Here is a 12,855-nt window from a genome sequence, read left to right as displayed (position 1 = left end):
GGCGGACCGCCGCCGGCTCGCCCGCGGCGAAGCACTCCTGGACGAGGCGCGCCGCCGCCGGCGGCTCCGCCTGCAGGCGGGAGAGCAGCTCGTGGACCGTCCGGCCCTCACCCCCGGCCAGCGCGTGCAGCTCCGCGGGCGCCATCTGCGCGAGGACGGCCCCGAGCAGCCTCGCCACGTCGGTGCGCTCGGTGCCGAGCCCCAGCAGCGCCGCACGCAGGTCCAGGAGGACGGGCCGGCCGTCGGGGCGCACCGCGACCGTCCCGTCGCCGACGGCGCCGTGGACCAGCCCGCGGGCGTGCAGCTCGGAGAGCGCCTGCGCGACCGGGATGACGACGGTCAGCGCCTCGGGCGCGGACAGGGGCGCCCGCGCCCGCCTCAGGTCGGCCAGGCCCGTCGCCTCGTGGTGCTCGGCGGCCACGAGCAGGCCGCCCGCGCCGAGCGGCTCGACGGCGACCAGGCGGGCGAGGTGGTCGTGACGGACCGCGGCGAGGCTGCCGGCGCGGGCGAGGAGCGCGTCGTCGGGGGCGACGTCCAGCAGGTGCACGCCGACCTGGCCCTCGGGCAGGCGCGCGAGCCAGCCGTCCCCCCGTGGTCCGAGCACGTCGCCGGCGCGATCCCGGACCCAGGCCGTCACGGCGGGTGGTGGGACGCCTCGAGCGCGCGACGCGGGCGTGCGCGCCGGGTCGGGGCGGAGGGCACGGCGCCGCGAGGAGGGCATGCGCGGGATCCAAGCGGATCGCGCACCCGCGCGTCGCTCGTCGTCCACAGGGCCTCGCGCCGGCGACGCCCCCGCGGCTCACCGCAGCCGGACGACCTGCCCCTCGCGCGCCGACCGTCGAGCCGCGTCGAGCACGCGGGCGGTGCGCACCGCGTCGACCGGGTCGACGGGCGCGGACCCGCCGTCGCGCAGCCATCTCACGACGGCCCGGTAGAACCCGACGTGCCCGTCACCGTCCGGTGCCGGCACGGGCGTGCGCTCGGCGCCGCGCACCAGCCAGCCCTGGTGCCGGGGCTCGCCGGGCCGCCGGGACTCCTCGTACGCGTCGTCGAGCGCCGCGAACGGCGTGGGCTCCCCCTCGAACGCCGTGACGAGGTACGCACCGTCCGAGCCCAGCACGCGCGTGCGCGGGCCGGGAGCACCGGCGAGACCGCCGGCCTGCAGGTGGCTCACGACGGCAGGCGCGCCGTCCTGCGGCGCGTGCACCAGCGCGAGGAAGACGTCGTCGGGGGCCGGCGTCGTGAGCGAGCGCACCTCCGCGTAGACCTGCTCGACCGGTCCGAACAGCTCGACCGCGGAGTCGACGAGGTGCGCGCCGAGGTCCAGCAGGAGGCCGCCCCCGACCGGGTCCTGCTCCTTCCACCGGTGCATCGGCTCGGGCCGGTACCGCTCCCAACGCCGCTCGAAGCGGTGGACGCGCCCGAGGGTGCCGTCGGCCAGCAGCGCCCGCAGCGCCCGCTGCTCGTCGTCCCAGCGCCGGTTGTGGAACACCGTCAGGCGCCCGCCCGTCCGGGTCGCGGCGTCCAGGACGCGCTGCGCGCCGGCGGCGTCCGTCGCGAGCGGCTTGTCCACGACCACCGGCAGGCCGGCCTCCAGGACGGCGGTGGCGTGCGCCACGTGCTCGCCGGTCGGGCTCGCCACCACGACGAGGTCGAGCGACGACGCGAGCGCGAGCACGGCGTCGAGGTCGGGCACCACGCGGGCGCCCGGCCAGTCGGCCTCCACCTGCTCGCCCCGGCCGCGGGTGACGACGGCGGTGACCCGCTGCCCGGCCTCCCGCAGCAACCGGCCGTGGATGCCCCGGCCCGCTGCCCCGTACCCGACCAGACCGACGCGCAACGGCTCCATGGGGCCACTGTAGAGAGGCCCACCGCCGTGCCGGGGCTACGCCCGCGGCTCGACCTCGTGCCGGGCGTGGTGCTCCCGCCGCGCCAGGGCCGAGGGCCACCATGTCCGGTCGCCGACGTCACGCACCAGCGCGGGCACGAGCAGGCTCCGCACGACGAGGGTGTCGAGCAGCACCCCGAACGCGACGATGAACGCGATCTGGGCGAGGAACAGCAGCGGGATGACCCCGAGCGCCGCGAACGTCGCGGCGAGGACGACGCCGGCCGAGGTGATGACGCCGCCGGTCACCGCGAGGCCCCGGACGACGCCGACCGCGGTGCCGTCGCGCGCCGACTCCTCGCGGACGCGTGTCATGAGGAAGATCGAGTAGTCGACGCCGAGCGCGACGAGGAACACGAACGCGAACAGCGGGACCACGGGGTCGGCGCCGGGGAAGTCGAGCACGTGCTCGAACACGAGCCCCGCGACGCCGAGCGCCGCGGCGAACGACAGGACGTTCGCGACGAGCAGGAGCAGAGCGGCGACGACCGAGCGCAGCAGCAGCATGAGGATCACGATGATGACCGCGAGCACCGTCGGCACGATGACGCGCAGGTCCCGCTGGCTCGCCAGCTGGGTGTCCAGCTGCTCGGCCGCGGCGCCGCCCACGAGGGCGTCCGGCGCGACGTCGTGCACGGCCGTGCGCAGCGCCTCGACCGTCCTCACGGCCTCCTGGGAGTCCGAGGGAGCGGTCGTCACGACGTCGAGCCGGACCTGGCCGTCCACGACGACGGGCTCGCCGCCGCCCGGTGCGCCGCCCGGCGCGCCGGTGTAGGGCGCGACCGACTCGACGCCCTCGACGTCCTGCGCGGCGGCGGCGACCGCCTGCGCGTCCTCCTGGTCGACGATGACGACGGCGGGCTGGACCGCGCCGGCCGGGAAGTGCTCCGCCAGCACCTCCTCGCCGGCCACCGCGTCGACGTCCGTGAGGAACACGTCGGACTGGCTGGTCCCGCTCGCGTCGAACGACGGCAGGAACGCCGCAGCGGCGGCCAGCACCAGCGCCGTCGTGACCCAGATGGACCGCGGCCGGCGGCCGACCCAGCGCGCGAGGCGCCCCCACAGGCCGGGCGAGTCGGCCGGGTCCGGGTCCGCCGCCGTCAGCTCGTGGGCGCCGTGCGGGTGCTCGACCTCGCCGGCGGTGGCGGACGCCGGTCGCGGCGCGCGCGGCCAGAACAGCACCCGGGCGCGGCGGCCGGGGATCAGCAGCAGCGCGGGCAGCAGGGTCAGCGCCGCGAGGAAGGCCGAGGCGATGCCGATCGCGGCGACCGGCCCGAGGCTGCGGTTCGAGCCCAGGTCGGAGAGCAGCAGGCAGAGCACGCCGGCGATCACGGTGCCCGCGCTGGCCGCGATGGGCTCCAGGCAGGCGCGCAGCGCCCGGCGCATGGCGGCCGCCGGGTGGTCGACGTGCCGCAGCTCCTCCCGGTAGCGGGCGACGAGCAGCAGCGCGTAGTCGACGCTCGCACCGACGACGAGGATCGACAGGATCCCCTGCGACTGGCCGTTGAGCACCAGCACGTCGCCCTTCGCCAGCTCGTAGACCACGAGGCCGGCCAGGCAGAGCGCGAACACGGCCGTGAGGATCACAACGAACGGCAGCAGCGGCGAGCGGTAGACGAGCACGAGGATGAGCAGCACGGCGCCCAGCGCGACGAGCAGCAGGACGCCGTCGATGCCGCCGAACGCCGTGACGAGGTCGGCGACGAACCCCGCCGGGCCCGTCACCCACGCGTGCAGGCCGAGGTCGCCCGACGTCGTGGCGGTCGCACCGAGCTCGGCCTCGAGCGACGTGCGCAGCTCCGTGACGAAGGAGGTCGTCACGCGCTCGTCGTCCGCGAGGATCTGGTCCGCCTCGGCGGCGTCCAGGGAGAAGACGACGAGCAGGGCCTCGCCGTCCTCCGAGGGCACCACCACGCCCTCGCCGACGAGGTGGTCGGCCCACGTGCCGTCGCCTCCGGGCAGCGCGGCGCCGGGGACGTCCTGCGCCCAGGAGCGCACCGCGGCCACCTGCTCGTCGCTCACGGCGGCGCCGTCGGCGTCCTCCAGCACGACGAGCGCGGGGAGCGTCTCGTCCTCGACGAAGGCGCGGCTCGCCTCGGCGGCCCGGGTGGACTCCGCGGAGGACGGCAGGAACGCCGCGGCGTCGTTCTCCTGGACCTGGGACAGCTTCCCCTGGGCCGCGCCGCCGACCGACCCGATCGCGAACCACGCGAGGATCGACACGACGACGAGGACGACCCGCACGACCACCGCACGGCGATTGCTCAGCATGCTGAGCATCATGCGGCCATCACCGCCGCGCGGCAACTCGAGCGCCGGGCCGCCGGGCGTGCCGCCGGCCGTCCGTCGGGCAGGATGTCGGGGTGACCCTCGCCACCGCCCCCGACCCGGCGTCGTCGGACCCGCAGGACTGGCCCGTCGGCCGCCTGCTGTCCGCGGCCGCGCGGCGCGTCGAGCGCGAGTGGGACGCCCACCTCGGCGCCTGGGACCTCACGCACGCGGGGGTGCCCGTGCTCGCGCACCTGCTCGCCGGGCCGCGTTCGCAGCGGGAGCTCGCGACCGCCTCCGGCGTGACCGAGCAGACGATGAGCCGCGTCATCGCCCGGCTCGAGCGCACCGGCCACGTCGCACGCGAGGCGCACGCCGCCGACCACCGCCGGGTCGCGGTCTCGCTCACGGACACCGGCCGGGCGGCGCTGTTCGAGGCGACCGCGGGCGAGGTGCCGCGGCGCATCACCGTGCGCGGGCTGAGCGACGAGCAGGTCGAGCAGCTGCGCTCGCTCCTGCTCCTGCTGGTGGAGCCCGACGAGCCGGCCGCGCGGGGTTAGCCTGACGGGCATGCAGTTCGAGGAGCTGGAGCTCGGCACCCGTCTCGTCCCCTACGAGCCCACGTGGGCGCTGCAGCGCGAGGTCCACGCCGCCGTCGCCGAGGGCGACCGCGAGGACACGGTGCTCCTGTGCGAGCACGAGGACGTCTACACGGCGGGCCGCCGGACCGCCCGCGCCGACCGTCCCGTCGACGGCACCCCGGTCGTCGACGTCGACCGCGGCGGGCGGATCACGTGGCACGGTCCCGGCCAGCTCGTCGGCTACCCGATCGTGCGCCTGGCCGAGCCGGTCGACGTGGTGGCCTACGTGCGGGCGCTGGAGGAGGCGCTGATCCGGGTGTGCGCCGACCTCGGGCTGGACGCGGTGCGCGTCGAGGGGCGCAGCGGGGTCTGGTTCGCCGCCGACGCGACGCGGCGCGAGCGCAAGGTCGCCGCGATCGGCGTGCGCGTCGCCCGCGGCGTGACCATGCACGGCTTCGCGCTGAACTGCGAGCCCGACCTGCGGGCGTTCGAGCGCATCGTGCCGTGCGGCATCCCCGACGCGGACGTGACGTCGCTGTCCGCCGAGGCCGGGCGCCGCGTGACGATCGCCGAGGCGCTGCCGCTGGTGCGCGCGCACCTCGTCGACACGCTCACGCCGCGGCTGGCCGCCGCGCGGGCGGCCGTCGCCGCGGGCTGACTCAGCGCGACGCGACCGTCCGCGGCAGCATCCCCGCCAGCGAGCGGCCCCACTCCGCCACGTCGTCCATCTCGCGGAAGTCGCCGTCCGGCGCACCCGTCAGCGCGACGAGCGCCCGCTCGCTCACCGACAGCGCACGGTGGTCGAGGCGGCCGACGAAGCACTGCACGCCGCGGGCGGCCACGTGCGACGCGACCTGCTGCACGTCGTCCGGCACGCCCGGCGGCATCGGCGGGTCGCCCACCGGGCCGGACCAGAACAGCCACACCGGCCGTTCGCGCAGCTGGCCCTCCTGGCGCTGCACCAGGTCGCGCAGCGAGGCGGCCAGGCGGCCGACGTACACCGACGAGCCCAGCACCACGGCGTCGTAGGGACGGACGTCGTCGACGTCGTCCGGCTCGAGCACGTCGACCTCGTGACCGGCGTCCGCGAGGACGTTCGCGACGACCTCCCCCATCTCCTGCGTGGCGCCGTGACGGGACGCGACGCTCACCAGCACGTGCATCGAAGGCTCCCCTCTGCTGCCGATGCCCTGACCGCTCCAGCGTGCACCGTCGCCATCGTCACACCGAGGGACAAACGTCCTCACGCTGGTCACGGCGGGTTCGCGGGTTAGGCTGACCGACGTGACGATCGCACCGGAGGGCCGGCGGATGCTGCGCGTCGAGGCACGCAACGCCGCGACGCCGATCGAGAAGAAGCCCGAGTGGATCCGCACCCGCGCGACCATGGGACCGGAGTACTCCGAGCTCAAGGGCCTCGTGAAGCGTGAGGGCCTGCACACCGTGTGCGAGGAGGCGGGCTGTCCCAACATCTTCGAGTGCTGGGAGGACCGCGAGGCCACGTTCCTCATCGGTGGCGACCAGTGCACGCGGCGCTGCGACTTCTGCCAGATCGACACCGGCAAGCCCGCCGACTTCGACGCCGACGAGCCGCGGCGCGTCGCCGAGTCGGTGCAGGCGATGGGTCTGAAGTACTCCACCGTGACGGGCGTCGCGCGGGACGACCTGCCGGACGGCGGCGCCTGGCTCTACGCCGAGACGGTGCGCCAGATCCACCAGCTCAATCCCGGCACGGGCGTCGAGCTGCTGATCCCGGACTTCAACGCGATCCCCGAGCTGCTCGACGTGGTCAACGAGTCGCGTCCGGAGGTGCTCGCGCACAACCTCGAGACGGTGCCCCGGATCTTCAAGCAGATCCGCCCCGGCTTCCGGTACGAGCGGTCGCTGTCGGTGCTGACCCGGGCGCGCGACGCGGGCCTCGTGACGAAGTCGAACCTCATCCTCGGGATGGGCGAGACGACGGAGGAGGTCGTCGAGGCCCTGCAGGACCTGCACGACGCGGGCTGCGACCTCGTCACCATCACGCAGTACCTGCGCCCGTCCGTCCGGCACCACCCCGTCGACCGGTGGGTGCGGCCCGAGGAGTTCGTCACCCTCTCGCAGGAGGCCGAGCGCATCGGCTTCCTCGGCGTCATGTCCGGCCCGCTCGTCCGCTCGTCGTACCGGGCCGGGCGCCTGTGGGGCCAGGCGATGACCCGCCGCGGGCTGCCGATCCCGGAGTCGCTCGCCCACCTCGGCGAGCCGACGACGGCGCGCCAGGAGGCGTCGAGCCTGCTCGCTCGCTGACGGCGAACGGCCGCCGGGTCCGGTCCGGGCACCCGTCCGTCGTCAGTAGACTCCTGGACCATGGCACGCGACCGCGCCGAGGCAGGCGCCACGACCCCCAAGGTCAAGAAGACCCGGTGGTACCACCAGGTCTGGCAGGCCTACCAGATGACCCGACGGTCCGACCCGGCCGTCACGTGGCTCGTGCTCGGGGCGTTCCTCGGCGTGCTGGTCATCGGCGTCGTCATCGGCCTGGTCTGGCACAACCTCGTCTACATGCTGCTGCTGAGCGTCCCGTTCGCGGTGCTCGCCGGCATGTTCATCCTGGCCCGGCGTGCCGAGACGGCCGCGTACGCCCAGATCGAGGGGCAGCGGGGTGCGGCCCTGGCCGCGTTGCGCTCGATCCGCCGCGGGTGGACGTTCCTCGAGGAGCCGGTCGCCATGGACCCGCGCTCCCAGGACGTCGTGTTCCGCGGCATCGGCCGCGCGGGCGTCGTGCTCGTGAGCGAGGGCCCGGCGCACCGCGCGTCGCGCCTGCTCGAGGCCGAGCGCAAGCGCACGGCGCGCGTCGTCTCCGGCGCCCCGATCACGCTCATCCAGATGGGCGACGAGGAGGGGCAGGTGCCGCTGCGCAAGCTGCCCCGCGCCGTGCAGCGGCTCAAGCCGAAGTTGACGAAGGCCGAGGTCGGCGAGGTCGGCAAGCGCCTCAACGCGCTGGGCGGCGTGCGCCTGCCGGTGCCCAAGGGCGTCGACCCGATGCGTGTGCGCCCCGACCGCAAGGGCATGCGCGGCCGCTGACCGGCCGCCCGTCCGGCCGCGTCCGTCCGACCGAGCCCGTCCGACCGAGCCCGTCCCCGTCCTGCGGGGGCGGGCTCCGTCGTCAGCGGCGGACGAGGACGGTGCCGGCGGCCTTGTCGTGCAGCCCGCGCCCGTCGGCGTCCCAGATCGCCGCGGGCACGACGAGGCACAGCAGCAGGGTCCGGACGAACGCGCGGCCGAAGCCGGGCGGGCGGGGCAGGACGACGGGCGGCTCCCCCGCGCCGCCGGGCACCACCCGCAGCACGCGCAGGCCGAGCACCCGGTGGCCGAACGAGTGGCCGAGCGTGCCCACCAGGAGCAGGTTCTCGAGGGCGAAGACGCCCAGCGTCGCGAACGAGTCGCCCCTCGTCAGCCAGAACGTCGACGCGGTGCCCGGGAAGAACGCCGCCGAGATGAGCAGGCACATGAACCAGTCAACGGCCAGCGCGGCGAGCCGGCGCCCCGCGCGGGCGACGGAGCCCCGTCCGCTCGTCGGCAGGCCCAGCCGGTCCCCCGGCGACGACGCCGGGACGCCGCCGTCGAGCCAGGACCTCATGTCGTCGCGCGCACCCACCGTGCCAGGGTAGGCGGAGCGCGCCGCCGGACCGGCATCGGCTCCGGGGCACCTGGTGTCCACGCCTCGGACGATCGTCCAGCCCGACCCGGGATCGTTACACGGCCGCGGCGTCCGTAACACCGTCGAAACAATCGGTACACGGCCGCGTCATCGCCCGCTCGTACCGTCACCAGCAGCCCGGACAGCGGGCTGACACCAACCGAGGAGCAGCGGATGTTCAGCAAGCCAGAGGAAGTCCTGGCGTTCATCAAGAGCGAGGACGTCAAGTTCGTCGACGTGCGGTTCTGTGACCTGCCGGGTGTGATGCAGCACTTCAACGTGCCGGCGCAGTCGGTCGACGCCTCGTTCTTCACCGAGGGCCAGATGTTCGACGGGTCGTCGATCCGCGGCTTCCAGGCGATCCACGAGTCGGACATGAAGCTCATCCCCGACGTCACGACCGCCTACATCGATCCCTTCCGGACCGAGAAGACGCTGAACCTGAACTTCCACATCGTCGACCCGTACACCGACGAGCCGTACAGCCGCGACCCCCGCCAGGTCGCCGCCAAGGCCGAGGCGTACCTCGCGTCGACGGGCATCGCGGACACCGCGTTCTTCGCCCCCGAGGCCGAGTTCTACATCTTCGACGACATCCGGTTCCAGACCGGCCCGAACGCGTCGTTCTACTACATCGACTCCATCGAGGCCGCGTGGAACACCGGCCGCGAGGAGGGCCCGAACCTGGGCCACAAGACCCCGTACAAGGGCGGCTACTTCCCCGTCCCGCCGGTCGACCACTTCGCCGACCTGCGCGACGAGATCGTCCTGCAGCTCGACGCGCTCGGCCTGGACGTGGAGCGCTCGCACCACGAGGTCGGCACGGCCGGTCAGGCGGAGATCAACTACCGCTTCGACACGCTCGCCAAGTCCGCCGACAAGGTGCAGCTGTTCAAGTACGTCGTGAAGAACGTGGCGCACGCCCACGGCCGCACGGCGACCTTCATGCCGAAGCCGATCTTCGGCGACAACGGCTCGGGCATGCACTGCCACCAGTCGCTCTGGAAGGACGGCGAGCCGCTGTTCTTCGACGAGAAGGGCTACGGCGGCCTGTCCGACATCGCCCGCTGGTACATCGGCGGCCTGCTCAAGCACGCGCCGGCGCTGCTCGCGTTCACCAACCCGACGGTGAACTCCTACCACCGCCTGGTTCCCGGCTTCGAGGCCCCGGTCAACCTGGTGTACTCGGCCCGCAACCGCTCCGCGTGCATCCGCATCCCGGTCACCGGCTCGAACCCGAAGGCCAAGCGCATCGAGTTCCGCGTGCCGGACCCGTCGTCGAACCCCTACCTGGCGTTCTCGGCCATGCTCATGGCCGGCATCGACGGCATCCAGAACCGCATCGAGCCGCCGGAGCCGGTCGACAAGGACCTGTACGAGCTGCCCCCCGAGGAGCACGCCCTCATCCAGCAGGTCCCGGGCTCGCTCGGCGAGGTGCTCGACAACCTCGAGGCCGACCACGACTGGCTGACCGCCGGCAACGTCTTCACGCCGGACCTCATCTCGACGTGGATCGACTACAAGCGCTCCGCCGAGGTGGACCCGATCCGTCTGCGGCCGCACCCGCACGAGTTCGAGCTCTACTTCGACGTGTGATCGTCGCCGGCCCGTGGCTGCTCCCACGGGCCGGTGACCTGCAGTGCCGGCACCCCCGTCGCCTCACGCGGCGGGGGTGCGGTGCGTCCGGCGCCGCTCGTCGTGGCCGGCGCGAAGCGGTGCTCTCGACCTCGTCGGGCGGCTCTGCCACGATCGGGCCATGGCGAGCACCCCCTCCGGGTGGACGGAGGACCTCCTCCCTGTCGGGGGGCGGTCCGTGTTCGTGCGGCGCGGCCCGGTGCGCGAGGGCACGACGCCCGTGGTCCACGTGCACGGGTTCGCGATCTCGGGGGCGTCGCTGATGCCCACCGCGGTGCGCCTCGCCGACCGCTACACCACGATCGTGCCGGACCTGCCGGGGTACGGCCGGAGCCCTCGGTGGGGGCGGACCCTCGGCATACCCGCCCTCGCGGACGCGCTGCTGGCGATCCTCGACGCACTCGGTCACCCGCAGGCGGTGCTCGTCGGCAACTCGATGGGGTGCCCGATCATCCTCGAGGTCGCGCACCAGGTGCCGGACCGGGTCGAGCGGATCGTGCTCGTCTCTCCCGCCGGCGGGGTGCAGAACCAGCCGTTCGTGCGCGCGCTGCGGCAGCTCGCTACCGACGCCGCGCGGGAGAGCCCGCGGATGGTGCCGGTGGCGGTGCCCGACTACCTGCGCTTCGGGCCGGTGAACACCGTCCACCTGTTCAGCGAGCTCACGCGCTTCCCGTCGCTGGAGCGCCTGCTCCGCACCCCGGTGCCGGCGCTCGCCGTGCTCGGCAGCCGCGACCCGATGATGCCCCGGCCGTCACGGGTGCGGGAGATCGGCCGCCTCGCGCCGCCGCAGGTCACGATCGCGCTCATCGAGGGCGCGGCGCACGCGATCAACTTCAGCCACCCTGGCGAGCTCGCGCACGTCATCACGTCCTGGCTCGACGGTCGCCCCATCGTCGACGACCCCGACGAGCCGGGCCTCACGCGCGTCCTGCAGCTGCCGCGCGCCTGAGCGGTCCACCCCGGAACGGGTGGCGACGCCCCACCCCCCGCGGCGACACGATCTCTTCCGTGCCGGCGACGCTCCGGCGCCGCGCAGCGCGGGGCTGCTCGACAGTGGAGGTGACGTGGTGCTCACAGCAGAGTTCGGCAGCGGTGACCTGTTCTGGTGGATGCTCTGGTTCTTCCTCTGGGTCATCTGGATCTGGATGCTCATCGCGATCTTCACCGACATCTTCCGCAGCCCGGATCTCGGCGGGTGGGGCAAGGCCCTGTGGTCGGTGTTCGTGATCGTCCTGCCCTACCTGGGCGTGCTCGTGTACCTCATCGCCCGGGGCCGGAAGATGTCGGAGCACGCGGTCCAGGACGCCCAGCAGCGGGACGCGATGTTCCGCAGCTACGTCCAGAGCGCGGCGGGGACGAAGTCGAGTGCGGCGGAAGAGATCGGGCGGCTCGCGGAGCTCCGCGACGCGGGCGTGCTCACGGCGGACGAGTTCCAGGCGGCGAAGGCCAAGGCCCTCGCCTGACCACCCAGCCAGGGGGGTGCGGTGGCATGGAACCCGACCCGACCGCCAGCGGCGACGAGCCGCTGGCGGTCCGCACGTCCGGCGTGGACCTCGACGTCGTCGAGTACCTCGTCGTCTCGCTCCCGGACCTGACGAGGGTCCCGGACATCGCGGCCGCGCTGCGGTCGCTCGTCGTCGCGGACGAGATCGCGATCCTCGACCTCGTGGTGGTCAGCACGTCGATCGACGGCGTGGCGACGACCACCGAGCCGGACGACGTCCCGGGGCTGTCGGCGCTGGTCGACGGGTCCGAGGTGCCGCGCCGGCTGCTTAGCGACGACGACGTCGCGATGGTGGGCGCCGCGCTGCCGGCGGGGGCGACGGCGCTGGTGGTGGTCGTCGAGGACCGCTGGGCCCACGCGCTGACGCAGGCGGCGCGGGCGGCCGGAGGACGGGTGGTCGGCGGCGAGCGCATCCCGCACCGCCGGATCGCCGACTCGCTGGCGGCGTCGGGTGCTCTGCTGGCAGCGAGCCAGGAACCGGAGGACGGTCATGCGACCTGACCCGCTCGAGCGCCGCGACCTGCCGGGCCTGCTGACCCGGCGGCCGTGGATCGACCGGCCGCTCGACGACGCGACGATGCCGGAGCTGACCGACACCGTCGAGCAGGCCCGGGAGCTCGTCGAGCTGTTCGACCGCGGCCTCGTCTCGAAGGCCGAGTTCGACCGTCAGCGCCGCAAGCTCAGCCGCGGGTGACGGACGACGACGACCGGCGGGGCTGCGCCGCCTCCACCGCCTCGGCCCGCGAGGACACGCCGAGCTTGCGGTAGATGACGCGCAGGTGGAACTTCAGCGTGTTGATCGACACGTAGAGCTCGTCCGCGATCTCCCGCAGCGTCAGGCGGCTGGACAGCAGGCGCAGGACCTCGCGCTCCCGGTCGGTCAGGCGTTCCGGCAGGGCGGGGTCCGGCGCGCTCGGCCGGGTGCGGACGTACGTCCGGCGCCACCGGTCCAGCCAGTCGGGCGGCACGGCCCACGCGGAGCGCTCGACGAGCTCGGCGACCGGCTCCCCCTCGGCGACGACGGTCTGGAGCATCCCCGCCTCGGCCGCCAGCTCGACGGCGCCGCAGGTCAGCTTCACGGCGAGCTCCGAGCTGCCGGCGGCGCGCGCCTGCAGCAGCCCGCGGACCACCTCGTGCCGCACGCAGCGCGCCCGCGCCCGCTCCAGGTGGGCGTCCGCGCCCGACCGGTCGCCGGCGGCGAGGGCCACCCGCGCGCGGCTGATCGGACCCCAGAACGCGTCGTCGACCTGCGCCGCCCACCCCTCCGCGGCGTCGCGCGACCCGTTCGCGAGGGCGAGGC

General features: G+C 74.4%; 15 protein-coding genes. 9 read left to right on the top strand and 6 right to left on the bottom strand.

Features of this window, described 5'->3' with window-relative positions:
- The 3 genes from HGCM_RS19945 to HGCM_RS11150 form a co-directional block, all read right to left on the bottom strand.
- A partial coding sequence (locus tag HGCM_RS19945; RefSeq protein ID WP_503089897.1) for a protein kinase family protein occupies nt 1–604 on the bottom strand: 604 nt, incomplete at its 3' end.
- 195 nt (nt 605–799) lie between these two features.
- Nucleotides 800–1,849, bottom strand: a complete 1,050-nt coding sequence (locus HGCM_RS11155) for a Gfo/Idh/MocA family oxidoreductase (RefSeq protein ID WP_019136917.1) — start codon at nt 1,847–1,849, stop codon at nt 800–802.
- Between the two features lie 36 nt (nt 1,850–1,885).
- A complete protein-coding gene (locus HGCM_RS11150) occupies nt 1,886–4,168 on the bottom strand; it encodes an MMPL family transporter (RefSeq protein ID WP_246119503.1) in 2,283 nt (760 codons plus the stop codon).
- Between the two features lie 83 nt (nt 4,169–4,251).
- Here HGCM_RS11150 and HGCM_RS11145 point away from each other — a divergent pair, with 83 nt between their 5' ends.
- Complete coding sequence (locus HGCM_RS11145) at nt 4,252–4,716, top strand: MarR family winged helix-turn-helix transcriptional regulator (protein WP_019136915.1); 465 nt, start codon at nt 4,252–4,254, stop codon at nt 4,714–4,716.
- A gap of 10 nt (nt 4,717–4,726) precedes the next feature.
- On the top strand, nt 4,727–5,395 hold the full coding sequence (lipB, locus tag HGCM_RS11140; RefSeq protein WP_019136914.1) for a lipoyl(octanoyl) transferase LipB: 669 nt from the start codon (nt 4,727–4,729) through the stop codon (nt 5,393–5,395).
- A gap of 1 nt (nt 5,396) precedes the next feature.
- On the opposite strand, the gene HGCM_RS11135 is transcribed toward lipB, so the two are convergent.
- Nucleotides 5,397–5,900 carry a flavodoxin domain-containing protein gene (locus HGCM_RS11135; protein WP_019136913.1) on the bottom strand — a complete coding sequence of 168 codons (504 nt, stop codon included), beginning with the start codon at nt 5,898–5,900 and terminating at the stop codon, nt 5,397–5,399.
- A gap of 121 nt (nt 5,901–6,021) precedes the next feature.
- Between HGCM_RS11135 and lipA the strand changes: the two genes are divergently transcribed.
- Both lipA and HGCM_RS11125 read left to right on the top strand, forming a co-directional pair.
- Nucleotides 6,022–7,023, top strand: coding sequence for a lipoyl synthase (gene lipA, locus HGCM_RS11130; protein ID WP_019136912.1), 1,002 nt, complete (start codon nt 6,022–6,024; stop codon nt 7,021–7,023).
- 60 nt (nt 7,024–7,083) lie between these two features.
- The gene (locus HGCM_RS11125) at nt 7,084–7,800 is read left to right on the top strand and encodes a DUF4191 domain-containing protein (RefSeq protein ID WP_019136911.1); all 717 of its coding nucleotides are present in this window, start codon (nt 7,084–7,086) and stop codon (nt 7,798–7,800) included.
- An 82-nt stretch (nt 7,801–7,882) separates the two neighbouring features.
- On the opposite strand, the gene HGCM_RS11120 is transcribed toward HGCM_RS11125, so the two are convergent.
- Entirely contained in the window at nt 7,883–8,374 is a 492-nt protein-coding gene (locus HGCM_RS11120) for an RDD family protein (RefSeq protein WP_019136910.1), read from the bottom strand.
- A gap of 216 nt (nt 8,375–8,590) precedes the next feature.
- On the opposite strand from HGCM_RS11120, the gene glnA reads away from it, so the two are divergent.
- From glnA to HGCM_RS11095, 5 genes are all read left to right on the top strand, one after another.
- On the top strand, nt 8,591–10,012 hold the full coding sequence (gene glnA, locus HGCM_RS11115) for a type I glutamate--ammonia ligase (RefSeq protein WP_019136909.1): 1,422 nt from the start codon (nt 8,591–8,593) through the stop codon (nt 10,010–10,012).
- Between the two features lie 160 nt (nt 10,013–10,172).
- Nucleotides 10,173–11,000, top strand: a complete 828-nt coding sequence (locus HGCM_RS11110; protein WP_019136908.1) for an alpha/beta fold hydrolase — start codon at nt 10,173–10,175, stop codon at nt 10,998–11,000.
- Nucleotides 11,001–11,118: 118 nt separating this feature from the next.
- Entirely contained in the window at nt 11,119–11,514 is a 396-nt protein-coding gene (locus tag HGCM_RS11105) for an SHOCT domain-containing protein (RefSeq protein ID WP_218917045.1), read from the top strand.
- A gap of 26 nt (nt 11,515–11,540) precedes the next feature.
- Nucleotides 11,541–12,056, top strand: coding sequence for a DUF6325 family protein (locus HGCM_RS18075; RefSeq protein ID WP_019136906.1), 516 nt, complete (start codon nt 11,541–11,543; stop codon nt 12,054–12,056).
- On the top strand, nt 12,046–12,249 hold the full coding sequence (locus HGCM_RS11095) for a hypothetical protein (protein ID WP_019136905.1): 204 nt from the start codon (nt 12,046–12,048) through the stop codon (nt 12,247–12,249). Before HGCM_RS18075 ends, HGCM_RS11095 begins: the two co-directional genes overlap by 11 nt.
- Here HGCM_RS11095 and HGCM_RS18070 read toward each other — a convergent pair.
- Nucleotides 12,236–12,855 (bottom strand): helix-turn-helix transcriptional regulator (locus tag HGCM_RS18070; RefSeq protein WP_040399070.1); only part of this gene is annotated, 620 nt, incomplete at its 5' end. The genes HGCM_RS11095 and HGCM_RS18070 overlap by 14 nt on opposite strands.

It is taken from the genome of Cellulomonas massiliensis JC225 (assembly GCF_000312005.1).
GTDB lineage: Bacteria > Actinomycetota > Actinomycetes > Actinomycetales > Cellulomonadaceae > Cellulomonas > Cellulomonas massiliensis.
This window is presented reverse-complemented; position numbering and strand designations above follow the sequence as displayed.

Bases quoted from the DNA above. Each gene is read 5' to 3' on its own strand.
- HGCM_RS11155 (WP_019136917.1), bottom strand. From the start codon at position 1,849: ATGGAGCCGTTGCGCGTCGGTCTGGTCGGGTACGGGGCAGCGGGCCGG.
- HGCM_RS11150 (WP_246119503.1), bottom strand. From the start codon at position 4,168: ATGCTCAGCATGCTGAGCAATCGCCGTGCGGTGGTCGTGCGGGTCGTC.
- lipB (WP_019136914.1), top strand. From the start codon at position 4,727: ATGCAGTTCGAGGAGCTGGAGCTCGGCACCCGTCTCGTCCCCTACGAG.
- HGCM_RS11135 (WP_019136913.1), bottom strand. From the start codon at position 5,900: ATGCACGTGCTGGTGAGCGTCGCGTCCCGTCACGGCGCCACGCAGGAG.
- HGCM_RS11125 (WP_019136911.1), top strand. From the start codon at position 7,084: ATGGCACGCGACCGCGCCGAGGCAGGCGCCACGACCCCCAAGGTCAAG.
- glnA (WP_019136909.1), top strand. From the start codon at position 8,591: ATGTTCAGCAAGCCAGAGGAAGTCCTGGCGTTCATCAAGAGCGAGGAC.
- HGCM_RS11110 (WP_019136908.1), top strand. From the start codon at position 10,173: ATGGCGAGCACCCCCTCCGGGTGGACGGAGGACCTCCTCCCTGTCGGG.
- HGCM_RS18075 (WP_019136906.1), top strand. From the start codon at position 11,541: ATGGAACCCGACCCGACCGCCAGCGGCGACGAGCCGCTGGCGGTCCGC.
- HGCM_RS11095 (WP_019136905.1), top strand. From the start codon at position 12,046: ATGCGACCTGACCCGCTCGAGCGCCGCGACCTGCCGGGCCTGCTGACC.